Raw genomic sequence first — 13,504 nt, 5'->3', positions numbered from 1 at the left:
TCATAGATATAAGTTTTTAATTATTTTTATAAAAAAATCTTACAAATTATAAATTTTTTGATATAATACAAGCAATGATTAAAAAATTTAGGAGTAGGTATGAAAAATAAGCATAAGGGTGAGCTTTTGTTATTATTGACTTCCTTTATTTGGGGATTTGCTTTTATTGCCCAAAAATTAGGAAGTGATTATATTGAGCCATTTACCTTTAATTTTTTGAGAAATTTAACGGCTGGAATATTTTTATTTGTATATTCAATTTTTAGAAAAAATAAAAGTGTAAAAAAAATGGATAGCTTTACAAAAACTGCAACCATCAGAGGAGCTATTGCTACGGGTATTGTGATGGCAGTTGCCGTAAGTTTTCAACAAACTGGAGTTTATTATACAACGAGTGGAAAAGCAGGATTTATAACTTCGCTTTATGTTGTAATTGTTCCGATTTTTGCAATTTTTATGGGCAAAAAAATATCAAAAAAAACAGGCATTTCAATTATTCTTGCCTTAATTGGTTTATATTTATTGACAGTAAAGGTTGAAGATGGGTTTTCAATTAACAAGGGAGATATTTTAATTTTTATAGGATCCTTGTTCTTTGCCTTTCATATCCTATTTATCGATAAATTTTCCCCTAAAGCTGACAGCGTAAAAATGTCAATGATACAATTTTTTATTGCAAGTTTTGTATCTTTAATTCTTATGATTTTATTTGAAAAACCTGACATTAACTTGATAAGAAAAGGAATTTTTGCAATTTTATATTTGGGAGTATTTTCTTCAGGACTTGGTTATACCCTTCAAATTGTTGCTCAAAAGGATACTGATCCAACTATAGCAAGTTTGATTTTATCTTTAGAATCAGTTTTTGCTGCATTTTTTGGATTTTTATTTTTACATGAAAGACCAGTTGGAAGAGAAGTTATTGGTGGTTTGATTATGTTTGCTGCAATAATTTTATCCCAAATTCCAGAAAGAAAAATAAAAAAATTTTTTAGAATAAAATAAAAAATTAAAGGAAAAATTCATATTATTTTTAAATAATATAGCGTATTTTTAAAAATTGAAAATTAAGACATAGAGAGTATAATAATTTTAAGCGAAGAGTGGACAAATCCACTCTTTTAATATGTAAAGGGGAAGTTATGGATTTAATAAGTAAATTAAAAGAAAATTTAGAAAAAGATATTAATGAGCTTGGTTATGAGCTTGTAGATATCGAGTTTGTAAATGAAGGAAAAAATAAAATATTGAGGTTTTTTATTTATAAGGACGGGGGAATCACCATTGATGATTGCGAAAAAACTTCTAATTTTTTGAGTGAAAAACTGGATGAAATTGACCTTATAAAATCATTTTATTATTTAGAAGTATCTTCTCCTGACCTTTCAAGACCCCTAAAAACAGACAGAGACCTTGAAAGAAATAAAGATGAGCTTTTGGAAGTAAAGCTTAAAGATGGCGAGAAGTTTATAGGGAAAATTAAAGAAATAAAAGAAGATTCCTTGATATTTGCGCTTGAAAACGAAGACAAAGAAATTAATAAAAGTGAAATTAAGACTATTAAAATTGAGATAGTCTTCTAGGGGGAAAGATGAATAAAGAATTTATAATTGCCTTAGAGGAACTTGAAAAAAGTAAAAATGTTGATAAGGAAGTAATCCTTGAAGCATTGGAAAAAGCTTTGGTTAAATCTTACCAAAAAAACTACGATAATAATGAAAATGTTGATGTAAATATCAATCAAGAAACCGGAGAAATTGAAGTGTATTCTCTAAAAAATGTAGTTGATGAAGTAAATGATCCAATAGCTGAAATATCTAAGACAAAAGCAAAAGAAATTGATCCTAAATTAGATTTAGGAGATATTTGTAGGGTAAAAATTGCACCTAAAAATTTTGGTAGAGTTGCAGCTCAAACTGCAAGAAATATTGTAATCCAAAAAATAAGAGATGCCCAAAGAGATTCAGTTTATTCTGAATATTTGGATAGGGCAAATGAAATTATAACAGGTGTTGTTCAAAGAGAAGATAAGTTTAATGTCTATATAAATCTTGATAAAATTGAAGGAATTATTCCTTTAAAAGAACAAGTAGAAAGTGAAACTTATACTCCAAATCAAAGAATTAAAGTTTTAATTAAAGAAGTAAAAAATACAACAAAAGAGCCACAAATAATTCTATCAAGAAAAGATAAGGCCTTGGTTATAAGATTATTTGAACTTGAAGTTCCAGAAATTACAAATGGAATAATTGAAATTTATGGAATAGATAGGGAAGCAGGATCTAGAACAAAAATCGCAGTTTTTTCAAATGATCCAGAAATAGATTCAATAGGAGCTTGTATTGGTTTTAAGGGAAGTCGTGTAAATTCAATAGTTGAAGAATTACAAGGCGAAAAAATTGATATTATAAATTATGACAAAGATGTCAAAGTATTTATCAAAAACTCCCTATCACCAGCTGAAATAAACGAAGTTTATATAAATGATAAGAAAAAACAATCCTTGGTTGTTGTAAGAGATGATCAATTATCCCTTGCAATAGGAAAAGAAGGTCAAAATGCAAGACTTGCAGCAAGACTTACAGGTTGGAAAATTGATATAAAAAGCCAAGAAGAGTATGACAGTTTAGACCAAGATCAAATAGATGAAATTTTAGGTTTAAATGAAGAAGAGATAGAATCTGTAGAAGTAAATGAAGAAGTTTTAAATAAAGATTTAGAAGATATTTCTAATATAGAAGATGAAAAAATAGACGAAGGCGAGTCTTTAGATAAAGAAGATATAGAAAATTTATCAGACGACCTTGACCAAATTATTAAAGAAGATATTGAAGAAAGTGAAAAAGAATAACTTATTAATAATGGTGAAAAAATGAAACAAAGAAAAATACCACAAAGAAAATGTATAGTTTGTGGAGAAAACAAAGATAAACATGAATTAATTAGGATAGTTAAAAACAAAGAAGAGGGAATTATCCTAGATCCTACCGGCAAGAAAAATGGTAGGGGTGCTTATATTTGCAAAAATGAAAAATGCATAGATGAAGCAAAAAAGAAAAGAAAATTAGAAAAAGTTTTTAAAACTGAAATTAGTGATGATCTTTACGAGGAGATAATTGCTATGAAATAAAAGAGGTGATTAGATGGCTAAAAAATTAAGAATATATGAATTAGCAAAAGAACACAAAAAAACTACAAAGGAAATGTTAAATCTACTAAAAGATGAGTTTGGATTAAAAATAAAATCTCATATGTCTGTACTTAGTGGTGAAGATCTAGAAATAGTAGAAGAATATTTTAACGAAGCTACACAAAATCAAGCCAAAGAAGATAAAAAAGAAGAGAAAAAACCAGAAAAGTCTGAAAAAAAACCAGAAAATAAAGAAAATCTTTCTGAAAAAAAATCTTCAAATTCAAATAAAAAGAATAAAAAATCAAATAATAAAAAAGAAAAGAAAAAAAATAAAAAGCAAAATAAAAGATCAAAAAAATCAACAAAAAGAGAAATAAAGGCTGAAAACAATGATGATGGAAAAATTTATATACCAGAATCAATTTCAGTAAAAGCTTTTGCAGAAAAAATTGAAGAAAATGCAAATCAAGTTATCATGAAACTTATGGGCCTTGGAGTAATGGCAGGGCTTAATGATCAAATAGAATTTGATCAAGCTGAACTTGTTGCTCTTGAATTTAATAAAGAAATCTCAAAAGAAGTTAAAGTTGATGAAATTGAAGTTCAAGAAAAAGATCTTGATTTTGAAGATGATGAAAAAGATTTGGCTACTCGTCCACCAGTTGTTTCAGTTATGGGTCACGTTGACCACGGAAAAACTTCAATTCTTGATGCTATTAGAGACACACAATTTGCATCTGGGGAAGCTGGAGGAATAACTCAACATATTGGTGCTTCAACTGTAAATATTAATGATAAAGAAATTGTATTTTTGGATACACCAGGTCACGAAGCCTTCACTCAAATGAGAATGAGAGGAGCTCAATCAACAGATATAGCAATTTTAGTTGTTGCAGGTGACGATGGAGTAATGCCACAAACAATTGAAGCTATTAACCACGCAAAAGCTGCAGAAATTCCAATAATTGTTGCAATTAATAAAATGGATAAGGAAGAAAGTGATCCAAATAGAGTAAAACAAGAATTAACAGAATACGGTTTAGTTTCTGAAGACTGGGGTGGAGATACAATTATGGTAGAAGTATCTGCAAGAACAGGCGATGGAATTAAAGATCTTTTGGAGATGGTTTTACTTGTTGCGGAAATGAGAGAATTAAAAGCAAATCCAAACAGAGCTGCTGTTGGAATTATTGTTGAAGCTCAACTTGATAAGGCAAGAGGAGCCGTTGCAACAGTTCTTGTTCAAAAAGGAACTCTTCACGATAAGGATTATGTAGTTACAGGATCATCTTCAGGAAGAATTAGGGCTATGTTTAATTCAAAAGGCGAACCAATTTCAGAAGCTGGTCCATCAATGCCAGCCCAAATTTTAGGACTAAGCGATGTGGCAGAAGCTGGAGATAAAATTTTTGCTGTAGAAGATGAAAAAACTGCAAGATTTTATGCAGATCGTGCTAAAGAACAAAAAAGAGAAGAAAGACTAATTCAAAAATCTAATACTAACCTTGAAGATATGTACGAAGGCATTGAAGATGGAGAATTAAAAGAATTAAATATTATAGTAAAAACTGATGTAAAAGGAACTGTAGATGCAGTTTCAAGCTCATTTTCAAAACTTTCAAATGAAGAAGTTTTTGTAAATGTAATTGCAGGAGCTGTTGGAGGAATTTCAGAATCAGACGTACTCCTTGCTCAAGCATCAAATGCTATAATTATTGGATTTAATGTTCGTCCAACACAAGGTGCTCTTCAAATGGCAGAAGAAAATAATATAGAAATAAGAACTTATTCTGTAATTTATGAAGCCATAGAAGATGTAGAAAAAGCTCTAAAAGGAATGCTTGATCCAGAATTTGAAGAAAAAATTCTTGGTCGTGCAAAAGTTCAAGAAACTTTCAAAATTCCAAATGCTGGAATGATTGCTGGTGTTCTTGTAACAAGCGGATCAGTTCCAAGAAGAGCAAAAATAAGATTATTAAGAGACAATGTTGTTATCTTTGATGGAAATATTGAATCTATGAAAAGATTCAAAGATGATGCAAAAGAATTAAACAATGGCTATGAAGGTGGAATTGGTCTTGAAAAATTCAATGACATCAAAGAAGGCGACGAACTTGAAGCTTACGAAATAATAGAAAAAGAAAGAGAATAGAATGGATAAAAGAAGAACCTTAAAAATATCTTCACAAATGCAAAAAGAATTATCAAAAATTTTGGCAGAAGATATTAACGATCCAAGATTATCAGATAATGTAATAGTTTCTATAACAGATGTAGAAGTTACAAATGACTTATCTTATGCTGATATTTTTGTTTCAGTTTTGGGAGATGACAGCAAAAAAGAATCTGTAATAGAAGCCCTCGACCAAGCAAAAGGTTATATGAAAAAATTAATTGGCGAGAGAATGAGACTTAGGTCAATGCCAGAATTTAGATTTAAATATGACAATTCTATCGAACATGGCGTCTATATGGATAAGCTAATTGCCGAAACCATAAAAAAGGATGAAAAAAATGCCAAAAATCGAGAAGATTAGTCAAAAAGAATTAGAAAAATTTAAAAATTTTATTGACGAGGCTAATACAATTGCAATTTCAGCCCATATAAATCCAGATGGAGATGCCCTAGGATCAGCTCTTGGTCTTAGGAAGTCTCTTGAACTTTATGGAAAAAAATCTGAAGTTATAAAAATAAGCGAGGTGGATGATTACTTAAAATTTCTACCCCAACTTGAAAATTATAAAGATCCAAGTCAAAAAGAATATGATTTGTTTATAATTGTAGATTGTTCAGAATTTGATAGGATTGATAAGGCTATAGAGATTTGTAAAAAATCTAAAAAAGTTCTTGTAATAGACCACCATGAAGGCGGATCTATAAAAACAGATTTAAATATAATTCATTCAGATTCTCCTGCAAGTTGCGAGCTTGTTTATGAGATTATTAAAAGATTAAATCTTCCAATTGATAAGGAAATTGCAACTCTTTTGTATGCTGGTTTGGTTACAGATACTAATAGATTTTTATATTCAAATATAAGCGAGCTAACTTTTTATACAGCAGCAGACCTTTATAAAATTGGGGCGGATTTTGAAATGATTTATAAAAATCTCTATCAAAATAAAGAAATTTCAAAATTACAATTTGAAAATCATCTTTTAAATAAGGTGGAATTTAAAAAGCCCTATGCTTTGGTTGGAGTAAGCCAAAAAACATGCGAAAAATTTGGTGTTCAAATTGGAGATAGCGAATCAGTTGTAAATATGCTAAGAGATTTAAAGGGAATTGAAGTTGCCTGTCTTGTAAAAGAGTATGGGGAAAATGAATATAAAATTTCTCTAAGAAGCAAAGACTATCTTGATGTTTCAGAAATTGCAAGAAATAATGGTGGCGGAGGTCACATTAGGGCTTCTGGATTTACAATAAATACAGATTCAATGGATAAGGCTTTAAATATAATGAGAAAAATTTTAGAAGAGGCAATAAATGACTAGCGGAATTTTATTAATTGATAAAAGTACAGGAATATCCTCAGGAAAATGTGTATATCAAGCAAGAAAAAAACTAGGCATAAAAAAAATAGGCCATGCAGGAACTCTAGATCCTCTTGCAACTGGCCTTTTGCCACTTTTAATTAACAAAGCAACAAGAGTTTCAGATTTTTTAATGGACGAGGTTAAAATTTATGAGACTCTTGCATTTTTTGGTCAAAAAACAGATAGCCAAGATATTACAGGTGAAGTTTTAGAAAAATCTTCAAATACTTTTGAAAAAAAAGATTTAGAAAAAGCAATAAAAGAAAATTTTACTGGAGAAATCTTACAAACCCCTCCCATGTATTCAGCCCTAAAGCACAAGGGCAGAAAGCTTTATGAGCTTGCAAGAGAAGGAAAAACTGTAGAAAGAAAACAAAGAAAAATTAAAATTTATGATTTTGAAATTCTTGACTTTGATTTTCCCTACGCTAGACTTAAAATAACTTGTTCAAAAGGAACTTATATAAGAAGTCTTGTAAATGATTTGGGTGAGAATTTAAAAACTTTTGCTACTGTAAAAGAGCTTAGAAGGTTAAAAGTTGGAGATTTTGATGTAAAAGATGCCATAAAAATTGAAGATTTTGAAAAAATGGATAGTGATCAAATTTTAAAAAATCTAATTCCCATAGATAAAGCTTTGGGTCAATATGAAAAAATTATTTTGGATAAATCTTATTACAAACAAGCCACAAATGGAATGACCATGAAAGTTGATTTTGACAAAAAGGTTGAGGGATATTTGAGAGTTTATGTTAAAGATTTATTCATTGGACTTGGGGAATACAAAAATGAAAATAAGACTTTGAAAATTAAGAAGGTGTTTTATGAAGGCTAATATAAAAATATTTGACTTAGATTTTAATGAATTTGACCTATCACCAAAGGTGGTAAGTCTTGGAAATTTTGATGGAGTTCACAAAGGCCATCAAAAACTTATGAAAGAAAATATAAAAATTTCAAAAGAAAAAAATCTTACACCATCAGTCTTATTATTTAAAGAAAACACCAAAAATATCCTTAATGGAGAAAAAGAATATCTTACAAGTCTTGATGATAAAATTGAAATTTTAAAGAATATGGGAATAGAGTGTTTTTGCCTTTTGGAATTTTCTGACAAATTTAAAAACTTATCACCCTATGAATTTATAGAAAAAATTCTCTACGAAAAATTAAATACCAAATATGTAATTGTTGGCGATAATTATAGGTTTGGGAAAATGGCAAAAGGGGATACAAAAACTCTAAAAAAATACCAAGAAGACTTTGATTATAAGGTAAAAGTTGTAGATTTTGAGCTTGATGATGGAAAAATTATAAATTCAACAGATATCAGACAAATGGTAAGAGAAGGAAAAATCGAAAAAGCCAACAAAGATTTGGGTCATCCTTTTAAAATGCAAGGAAAAGTCATTAAAGGAGCACAAAGAGGAAGGTTATTAAACTTCCCAACAGCAAATTTAAAACCATCTTTCAAATATGTCACTGCAAAATCGGGAGTTTATTTTACTAGAGTAAATATTGACAGAGATTATTATTTTGCCCTAACAGATATTGGAACAAATCCAACTTTTGAAAATAAAGAAGTAAAAATTGAAACTTATATAATGGATTTTTCTAAAAATATTTATGGAAAAAATATGAGTATAGAATTTTTAGAATATTTAAGATGCGATTATAAATTTAAATCAGCCGATGAATTAATCGAGCAAATGGAAAAAGATAAAAAAACAGGAAGAAAATTAATAGAAAAATATAGAAAAGAGTAGGAAACTGCTCCCAGACTATTGACAAACTAAAAAATTGCCTATTTCGACCGAACGTAGTGAGTGGAGAAATCTCGCGAGATCTCTCCATGCGTTCGTTTTACTCACTTAGTCGAGATGGTACGTAGCTTAATTTTATTTTAAAATAGAAATATTAGCTAAATTATACTTTGTCTACGCTCTGAGAGTAGGAAACTGCTCTTTTTTTGTGTGAAAATTTATTTTTTATAAGTAATTGGGTATTAATAATATTGAAGTGAAAGTGTTGTGCTAGAATTTAAAAGGAGATATTATGGGTAATCCTAGAAAAGTTTTTGATAGACTTAATAAACTAAATATAAAATATGATATGGTAGAACATCCTCCAGCAGAAACTACTGAAGAAGCTGATGCATACATTGAGGGAAAAGAGGGGGCTAGGACAAAAAATCTTTTTTTAGCTAATAGAAAAAATAGGAAGTATTATCTAATAGTTATGGATGATAAAAAAATGATTAGCCTAAAAGATTATAATAAACTATTAAATGAGAAAGGTATGCACTTTCTTGATCCAAAAAAAGTTTACGAAATTATGGAGCAAGAAGTTGGAATAATTTCAGTTTTTGGTTTGATGAATACTGATGAAAATATAAAGGTATTTTTTGATAAGGATATGATAGAAGAAAATAATCTTATGACTTTTCACCCAGATGATAATACTAAGACAGTTTTTATTAAAAATGAAGATATTTTTAAACTTGTAAAAGATTGTGGCTATGATTATGAAATTTTTGATTTTAAAGCAGGAATTAATGAATTAGATTTTTAAAAAATTGGGATTAATTTTATTTTTAAATAAATGATAAGTTGTAAAATTAAATGCGACACTAGAATAAAATAGAAAACTCATACTAACTTCGTGTAAAATGTTAATAACGACAAAAACACACACGGAGGTTAATATAAGTTATAAACATCTTACCATAAATGAGAGAAATAAGATAGAGGTACTAAGAAAAGAGGGCTATTCTTCTAGATGTTATCCAATCCTCATTGATATCAATGAGGATTGGATAACACCTTCTAAATTATATATTAGAATGAAATAGTAAATATTGTGCTGGTAAATTTTACACAATATTATGGACTTGACATTTATATTAGTGATATAATATTTATAAATATAAATGGAGGTAAGTATGAAAACAAATAAAAGTGTGGTGACCCCATAAAGTTGTACCTAATACCAGAACTAGTAAACTACCTGTTCTGGTATTATTTTATTACTTTCCACCCCTAGGGGTGGAATTTTTATGCTGCATTTAACTTTCTATATTCTATTGGACTTAAATATCCTAATTTTTCTTTTATTCTATCTTTATTGTAATATAGGATATATTCTTCTAGTGTTTCTTTTAACTGTTCATATGAGTAGAATTTTTTGCCATAGTAGATTTCTTGTTTTAGTATCCCAAAGAAGTTCTCCATTGGGGAGTTATCTAGGCAATTTCACTTTCTTGACATTGATTGGATTATCCCTTCTTTTTCTAGTCTTGATGTATATTGTTTTATTTGATAAGCCCATCCTTGGTCTGAATGAAATATCCTCTTATCATTGTTCGTGCTTGTTATTTCTATTGCTTTGTCTAAGGCTTTTAGTATTGGTTCTAGCCTTGGTTGTTTTGATATTTCATAACTTATGATTTCACCATTATACATGTCTAGATATGGGTTTAGATAAAGTTTTTTTACTTGGTAGTTTCCTGATTTATCTTTTTCTAGATACTTAAATTCTGTTGTATCTGTTGTTATATATGTGTAGGGTTCATCTACTTTAAATTTTCTATTTATTTTGTTATCTACTACTTTTCCTATTGTCCCTTTGTATGATGAGTATTTTCTTGTTTTTCTTGAGAAACTTGTTACTTGAAGTTTTAGTTTTTGTACTAGTCTTTGAACTTTCTTTTTGTTTATCAATAGTCCTTGTTTTCTTAGCGTTGCTGTTATTCTTCTATATCCATAGTTTGGATTGTCTTTTCTAGTTTCTAGTATCTTCTTTTCTACTTGCTCATCTGTGTTTGGTCTGTCTAAACGTTGTTGCCAATACATGTATGTTGATTTTGCTAGATTGAAATATTCCAACAAGTCCTTCAGTTTGAATTTATCTCTTAGTGATCTAATGACTTCAGATATCTGTCTATTTCTTCCTGTGTCATTTGAGAGAATTGAATCTTTTTTTTTAGAATTTCTACTTCCATTTGAAGATAGTAGTTTTTCTTTCTGTTTATCTTTAGACTTTTTTCTTTTTTTCTTTTATTACTTTTTGTTTTTATTTATGTATAATTTTATCTGTATTTGGCATAATTGAAGGGATACCTTTCTTTTTTGCTTTTAGTCCTTCAATTCCTTCTTCTCTAAATTCTTTTACCCATCTAGCTATCATGGATGGATTGTTGATTTTAAATTCATTTGCTAGGCTTTGATAGGACATTTCTCCTGTTAAATACAAGTCTACTACATTTAGTTTTAAATCTAAAGAGTAACTATTACTCTTTCTTGATAATTTTAATCCTTCATAACCTCTAGATTCATAAGCATTAACCCAAGTTCTAACAGTAGAATGATCTGGGATAGAGTATTTTTTTGCTAATCCTTTGTAGCCTATATTTCCTTCTAGATATTCTCTTACTACTTTAATCTTAAATTCTGTTTTGTATTTTGCCATTAAAAAACTGACCTCCTTAAGTTGATTTTTAAGTCCAACTTTTGGGGGTCAGTTCAAAGAGTGGTTTTATCTTCAGCCTTAATACTAGCATTATCTATAAGTGTCATTCAACCAGCTTATGGACAGGAAGGCGAGCCTGACAAAGTAGAAGAGATTAATATTACTATAGGAGAAGAAGACAAATCCTACCTAAACTTAAGTGAGCAAGAAAATCTAATTGATGAAAAGACGGATAGTAAAGAAAATAAGGATATCGACAAAGATAAGGAGGATAAGGAAGACAAATCTACGGGAAGTCTAAATAACAAAGAAGATGCGAAAGATATATCCTCAAGCAATATTGATGATATAAAAGATGAAAATAATTTATCTTCAAGCAATATTGATGATAAAAATAATGAAAAAGATTTGAGAAGTGAGGAAGAAAAAAGTTCAAGTATTGATGAAAGTAGGACGTTACTATTAAATAAAACAAGGTCATCAGAATCTGAGCACTTTTCTATAAATTTTGAAGTGCCTAATAGAAGAGTTTATGATTGGGTAAAAGAATCGTCTACTTTGTACTATAATGGAAAAGCAGTCAAAATAGATAGTAGTTTTTATTCGCATGCCAATCATAGAGAATACATTAGAATAAGTGATTATTTTGAATTGGGTAAGACTTATGATTTTGAGATAAAGTATGATAAAGATAACAAGACTTATGCTAAAGGCTCTTTAACACTACCAGATCAAATTACTCCTGAAGAAACTAATTTTAGGTTAGTTAATCTTGAATTAAGTGAAAATGTAAAAAGAAGAGTATTTGACCTATATTTCTATGCCGTAGATAAAGAAGGAAATTTGTGCCTTTTTGATGGTGTTAATAACTTCTATGTTAATGGCGAAAATATAGGAAAAATTTATAATAGTTTATATAACAACTTTGAAGGAGAAGTTGGTAAGCCATATTGTTTAGAATTAAGAGGATTAGATAATACATTGGAATATTCAGGTACATTTAATATGCCAGTTGAAGGGGAACTTTTAGGGCCTCTAGCACTGCCCGTTGTATTAACTCCAAGTAAGAATTTACCACATTATAATAAACTCAGTATACATTACGGTAGAGAAGATCAAATGACTAGAATGGCAAATGAAATTTTGACTGTAAATAAAGAATTTAGGTCATACAAACTCAATCCTAAGGGATTTGGAATGTATTCTTTAACTTTGGCTCCTATTCCTAGTCAAAGGGAGCAAGAACATCAACTTTATAAGAATAGAGATGATGCTGTTAAAGCAGCACAAGCAGCTCTTGATGAAAACGAATCATTTAAATCTTATGAAATAAAACAAGATGAAGACGGACTTTACTACTATATTTTGAGTACTAAAGATGTAAAAGAACGTAAAGATATATTTAGTATAAATATTGGGGTTCTAAATAGAAAAATAAATGATTGGATTAAACCAGGATCAAGTCTCATTATAGATGGCAAGTCATACAATCTAGATAACTATAATGATGAAATAGAGATTAGTAAAGAATTAACTTTAGATTTGAATGGGGCGTATTCAGTTGAGATAAAAGATGCTAATGGTAAAACTTATGCTACTGGAAGTTTCACTACTCCTGATGAGTATGTTGAGGATGGTTTAGATAAGTCAATAAAAGTCAAAATGAAGCTTAGTGAGGATATTAATCAAAAAAGATTTGCGGTTATGTTAAGAACTAGGAATAAGAAAGGTGGACTTGATTTTTATCCAGGAGAGGTATACCTATTTGCTGATGGTAAACTAATTGGAAAATCAAACAGTGATGATCAAAATTCTGTTATGGATTTTGTGGGTGAAGCTGGTAAATTATATAGGGCAGAAATTAGAGATGGACGTGATTATAAAAATTCTAAACTTTTAGCTAGAGGTGTAATATCAGTACCAAAAGAAGGAGAGCTTACAGGATTAAGCGTATTAGATTTAATCTTAACTCCTGTTGGTGAAGAACATAAACCAGATCAAGAAGATAAATCTGGTAAGGATAAAGATAAGAATCCAGATGCTAGCGAAAAGCCTAATGATGAAAAAGCTAAGACTGAATCAAAAAATAAAAAAGAATCTGATAATAAATCTAACGATACTAAAATGAAATCTTCTGTTGAAGAATCAGATAACAATGGTAGAAGCAAGGCTAAATCAACAAATGCGAAGACTGGTGTAACTGGATTATCAGGATTATTTGCAGTTGTAGGAGTGGCAGCGGCTGGATTATTTATTAGTAAGAAAAATAAATAGGAAATATAATGTTATATTATATAAAAACCATTTAGCTAAGGATAGAGTCCGTATAATTGTGTAAAAAGAAAAGGTCATTTGAAACCTAAACTA

The 13,504-nt window shown here is 29.3% G+C and carries 13 protein-coding genes and 2 pseudogenes; 12 read left to right on the top strand and 3 right to left on the bottom strand.

Annotated features, from left to right (window positions below; genetic code table 11):
- Window positions 1-99: 99 nt before the first annotated feature.
- From BN3265_RS06400 to BN3265_RS09795, 11 genes and pseudogenes are all read left to right on the top strand, one after another.
- Window positions 100-1,005, top strand: coding sequence for a DMT family transporter (locus BN3265_RS06400; protein ID WP_058990706.1), 906 nt, complete (start codon window positions 100-102; stop codon window positions 1,003-1,005).
- A 137-nt stretch (window positions 1,006-1,142) separates the two neighbouring features.
- Complete coding sequence (locus BN3265_RS06395; protein ID WP_058990705.1) at window positions 1,143-1,583, top strand: ribosome maturation factor RimP; 441 nt, start codon at window positions 1,143-1,145, stop codon at window positions 1,581-1,583.
- Window positions 1,584-1,591: 8 nt separating this feature from the next.
- Window positions 1,592-2,851 carry a transcription termination factor NusA gene (gene nusA / locus BN3265_RS06390; RefSeq protein WP_058990704.1) on the top strand — a complete coding sequence of 420 codons (1,260 nt, stop codon included), beginning with the start codon at window positions 1,592-1,594 and terminating at the stop codon, window positions 2,849-2,851.
- Window positions 2,852-2,872: 21 nt separating this feature from the next.
- Complete coding sequence (gene rnpM / locus BN3265_RS06385; protein ID WP_058990703.1) at window positions 2,873-3,130, top strand: RNase P modulator RnpM; 258 nt, start codon at window positions 2,873-2,875, stop codon at window positions 3,128-3,130.
- Window positions 3,131-3,143: 13 nt separating this feature from the next.
- Window positions 3,144-5,285 (top strand): translation initiation factor IF-2, encoded by a 2,142-nt coding sequence (gene infB, locus BN3265_RS06380; protein ID WP_058990702.1) that lies wholly within the window; start codon window positions 3,144-3,146, stop codon window positions 5,283-5,285.
- A 1-nt stretch (window position 5,286) separates the two neighbouring features.
- Window positions 5,287-5,670: a 30S ribosome-binding factor RbfA gene (gene rbfA, locus BN3265_RS06375; protein WP_058990701.1), complete on the top strand. Its 384-nt coding sequence runs from the start codon at window positions 5,287-5,289 to the stop codon at window positions 5,668-5,670.
- Complete coding sequence (locus BN3265_RS06370) at window positions 5,648-6,628, top strand: DHH family phosphoesterase (protein ID WP_058990700.1); 981 nt, start codon at window positions 5,648-5,650, stop codon at window positions 6,626-6,628. The genes rbfA and BN3265_RS06370 overlap by 23 nt, the downstream gene beginning before the upstream one ends.
- Window positions 6,621-7,505: a tRNA pseudouridine(55) synthase TruB gene (gene truB, locus BN3265_RS06365; protein ID WP_058990699.1), complete on the top strand. Its 885-nt coding sequence runs from the start codon at window positions 6,621-6,623 to the stop codon at window positions 7,503-7,505. The genes BN3265_RS06370 and truB overlap by 8 nt, the downstream gene beginning before the upstream one ends.
- Window positions 7,495-8,436, top strand: coding sequence for a bifunctional riboflavin kinase/FAD synthetase (locus tag BN3265_RS06360; RefSeq protein ID WP_058990698.1), 942 nt, complete (start codon window positions 7,495-7,497; stop codon window positions 8,434-8,436). The genes truB and BN3265_RS06360 overlap by 11 nt, the downstream gene beginning before the upstream one ends.
- A gap of 289 nt (window positions 8,437-8,725) precedes the next feature.
- Window positions 8,726-9,241 carry a YbaK/EbsC family protein gene (locus BN3265_RS06355; RefSeq protein WP_058990697.1) on the top strand — a complete coding sequence of 172 codons (516 nt, stop codon included), beginning with the start codon at window positions 8,726-8,728 and terminating at the stop codon, window positions 9,239-9,241.
- A 133-nt stretch (window positions 9,242-9,374) separates the two neighbouring features.
- Window positions 9,375-9,449: pseudogene (locus BN3265_RS09795) on the top strand (helix-turn-helix domain-containing protein); the annotation flags it as partial.
- Window positions 9,450-9,723: 274 nt separating this feature from the next.
- On the opposite strand, the pseudogene BN3265_RS09340 reads toward BN3265_RS09795, so the two are convergent.
- The 3 genes and pseudogenes from BN3265_RS09340 to BN3265_RS06345 all read right to left on the bottom strand — a co-directional run.
- Window positions 9,724-9,906: pseudogene (locus BN3265_RS09340) on the bottom strand (IS3 family transposase); the annotation flags it as partial.
- A 15-nt stretch (window positions 9,907-9,921) separates the two neighbouring features.
- Window positions 9,922-10,593 (bottom strand): IS3 family transposase, encoded by a 672-nt coding sequence (locus BN3265_RS06350; RefSeq protein ID WP_245191119.1) that lies wholly within the window; start codon window positions 10,591-10,593, stop codon window positions 9,922-9,924.
- Window positions 10,594-10,741: 148 nt separating this feature from the next.
- Entirely contained in the window at window positions 10,742-11,137 is a 396-nt protein-coding gene (locus BN3265_RS06345; RefSeq protein ID WP_094777022.1) for a helix-turn-helix domain-containing protein, read from the bottom strand.
- Between the two features lie 60 nt (window positions 11,138-11,197).
- On the opposite strand from BN3265_RS06345, the gene BN3265_RS06340 reads away from it, so the two are divergent.
- Window positions 11,198-13,411 (top strand): DUF5633 domain-containing protein, encoded by a 2,214-nt coding sequence (locus tag BN3265_RS06340; RefSeq protein WP_058990696.1) that lies wholly within the window; start codon window positions 11,198-11,200, stop codon window positions 13,409-13,411.
- Window positions 13,412-13,504: the final 93 nt, after the last annotated feature.

The organism is Anaerococcus rubeinfantis (assembly GCF_001487145.1).
GTDB classification, from domain to species: Bacteria; Bacillota; Clostridia; order Tissierellales; family Peptoniphilaceae; genus Anaerococcus; species Anaerococcus rubeinfantis.
Note: the sequence above shows the minus strand (reverse complement) of the source record. Positions and strands in the feature narration are given on the sequence as shown.

Excerpts from the sequence above, each read along its gene's own strand:
- rnpM (WP_058990703.1), top strand. The coding sequence starts at position 2,873 with ATGAAACAAAGAAAAATACCACAAAGAAAATGTATAGTTTGTGGAGAA.
- BN3265_RS06400 (WP_058990706.1), top strand. The coding sequence starts at position 100 with ATGAAAAATAAGCATAAGGGTGAGCTTTTGTTATTATTGACTTCCTTT.
- BN3265_RS06345 (WP_094777022.1), bottom strand. The coding sequence starts at position 11,137 with ATGGCAAAATACAAAACAGAATTTAAGATTAAAGTAGTAAGAGAATAT.
- BN3265_RS06370 (WP_058990700.1), top strand. The coding sequence starts at position 5,648 with ATGCCAAAAATCGAGAAGATTAGTCAAAAAGAATTAGAAAAATTTAAA.
- nusA (WP_058990704.1), top strand. The coding sequence starts at position 1,592 with ATGAATAAAGAATTTATAATTGCCTTAGAGGAACTTGAAAAAAGTAAA.
- infB (WP_058990702.1), top strand. The coding sequence starts at position 3,144 with ATGGCTAAAAAATTAAGAATATATGAATTAGCAAAAGAACACAAAAAA.
- BN3265_RS06395 (WP_058990705.1), top strand. The coding sequence starts at position 1,143 with ATGGATTTAATAAGTAAATTAAAAGAAAATTTAGAAAAAGATATTAAT.
- BN3265_RS06355 (WP_058990697.1), top strand. The coding sequence starts at position 8,726 with ATGGGTAATCCTAGAAAAGTTTTTGATAGACTTAATAAACTAAATATA.
- BN3265_RS06360 (WP_058990698.1), top strand. The coding sequence starts at position 7,495 with ATGAAGGCTAATATAAAAATATTTGACTTAGATTTTAATGAATTTGAC.
- rbfA (WP_058990701.1), top strand. The coding sequence starts at position 5,287 with ATGGATAAAAGAAGAACCTTAAAAATATCTTCACAAATGCAAAAAGAA.
- truB (WP_058990699.1), top strand. The coding sequence starts at position 6,621 with ATGACTAGCGGAATTTTATTAATTGATAAAAGTACAGGAATATCCTCA.